The organism is Microcoleus pseudofavosus SVA1_A4, from assembly GCF_036700565.1.
Lineage (GTDB): Bacteria > Cyanobacteriota > Cyanobacteriia > Cyanobacteriales > Microcoleaceae > Microcoleus.
This window is the reverse complement of the sequence record NZ_JAUBPE010000182.1, coordinates 1-1,590: the sequence shown is the minus strand read 5'-3', so window position 1 is coordinate 1,590 and position 1,590 is coordinate 1. Positions and strand designations below refer to the sequence as shown.

Here is a 1,590-nt window from a genome sequence, read left to right as displayed (position 1 = left end):
TCTCTTGTTTCATCTGTAGAAAGAATTCTTAAAGAATTTGGAGATAATTATGTAATTAATTTTGCTTAACTACTTAATGCTTGTAGGTCGATGCTCAAGTCAAGTCAAGGAACTATCCCGGATGCTGGTGAGCCGATCGTCATTGCTCCACATTCATTACATTGACATTTGACTCGTTGATATTCCACCACTTCAATTGGTAAGGCTGCTAAACACGCGAATTGCTGCTTGCTGTAACCGATCGCATCACTTAATTCTCTGCTACCACAATGCTCGCAAGAGTCAGGAGTGCTGATTTGATATCTATCTACTCGCCCAAATCCTTTTCGGGTTTTACCGATATGTCCCGGCTGTCCTCCTGGTTTACGCTTTGGCTCGGCTTCTGACTCTTTTGAGTTGTCAACTTTGGCTGTCTCTGATTTTTGTATCAGATCGCTTGATGGGGGTTTCGATGATGTTTTGCTATTGCTGGGCTGTCTCTCTTGGAGCTTTTCGAGCTGGAGTTGTAATTTTTCAATCAGCTTCTGTTGGGTGAGCACAATTTTGACCAGCTCCTGGTGGCTCAACTGGTCAACCATTTCTAATTTTAGTGCTGCTGATAACTCTGACTTTTCGCTCATCTGACTACATTACCATATTTTTCGGCTCTCACGCTCACTATTTTTTACCTGAATCCTTACGTTCAGACAGACAGGCTAAACGTATTTTACATTTTAAACAACAACTCGCCTTCTACTAATGAATAAAGCTTGACTCCCAGCTTAACTTCTTTGATAAAAGTTAAATTTTTCAAATTATTGCAGTCAACCTTACCATCATATTTGCGAGGAGCGCCCCGTTTATTTCTTTCACCTGTATAAATGTAATTCAAGTTGGCATCAACTCTTAATTTACCAATCAAATTTAAATCTGCATCACGTACAGCATTCCAGAATTTAAAGCGGTAATAATAACCATCAGCGACCAGGGCGAACGCATCTAAATTTCATGTTAACAGAATCTGGTATATTGGAGAAGAATTATTGAGTAACTACAAAACATTTAATTAGGGTTTACCTGTATGAAACTCAAACCTAAAATCACCATCGCCGACCATTTTGCCGACTTAGAAGATCCAAGAATTGAGCGAACGAAACATCATCAATTAATTGATATTATCACCCTCTCAATTTGTGCGGTGATTTGCGGTGCGGATACATGGGTGGATATTGAAAGTTACGGTCGAGCTAAATACGAATGGTTAAAAAAAATTTTAGAATTGCCGAATGGCATACCTTCACATGACACAATTGCGCGAGTATTTTCTCGCCTAAAACCGGAGCAATTTCAGAAATGTTTTTTGAGTTTGATTCAATCTATTAGTTGTTTCATTCCAGGAGAAGTAATCGCAATTGATGGCAAAACTCTTCGCCATTCTTACGATGGGGGAGGAGATAAAAAAGCAATTCATATGGTCAGTGCTTGGGCGACCAGTCAAAGATTAGTTTTAGGACAGGTTAAGGTTGATAAAAAGTCGTAAGGATTCAGGTCTGAAGAATGGGAATGAGCTCAGGCATAGCCAAGTCACAAGAATGGGCAGAAATAGCCTCA

The 1,590-nt window shown here is 39.6% G+C and carries 2 protein-coding genes and 1 pseudogene; 1 reads left to right on the top strand and 2 read right to left on the bottom strand.

What is annotated here, in order from left to right; genetic code table 11:
• Nucleotides 1-104 precede the first annotated feature (104 nt).
• Both QUA02_RS33325 and QUA02_RS33320 read right to left on the bottom strand, forming a co-directional pair.
• Nucleotides 105-620 (bottom strand): DUF6444 domain-containing protein, encoded by a 516-nt coding sequence (locus QUA02_RS33325; protein ID WP_333034007.1) that lies wholly within the window; start codon nt 618-620, stop codon nt 105-107.
• Between the two features lie 86 nt (nt 621-706).
• Nucleotides 707-871, bottom strand: coding sequence for a hypothetical protein (locus QUA02_RS33320; RefSeq protein ID WP_333034005.1), 165 nt, complete (start codon nt 869-871; stop codon nt 707-709).
• Between the two features lie 189 nt (nt 872-1,060).
• Between QUA02_RS33320 and QUA02_RS33315 the strand changes: the two are divergent.
• Nucleotides 1,061-1,516, top strand: a pseudogene (locus tag QUA02_RS33315) (ISAs1 family transposase); the annotation flags it as partial.
• Nucleotides 1,517-1,590 lie beyond the last annotated feature (74 nt).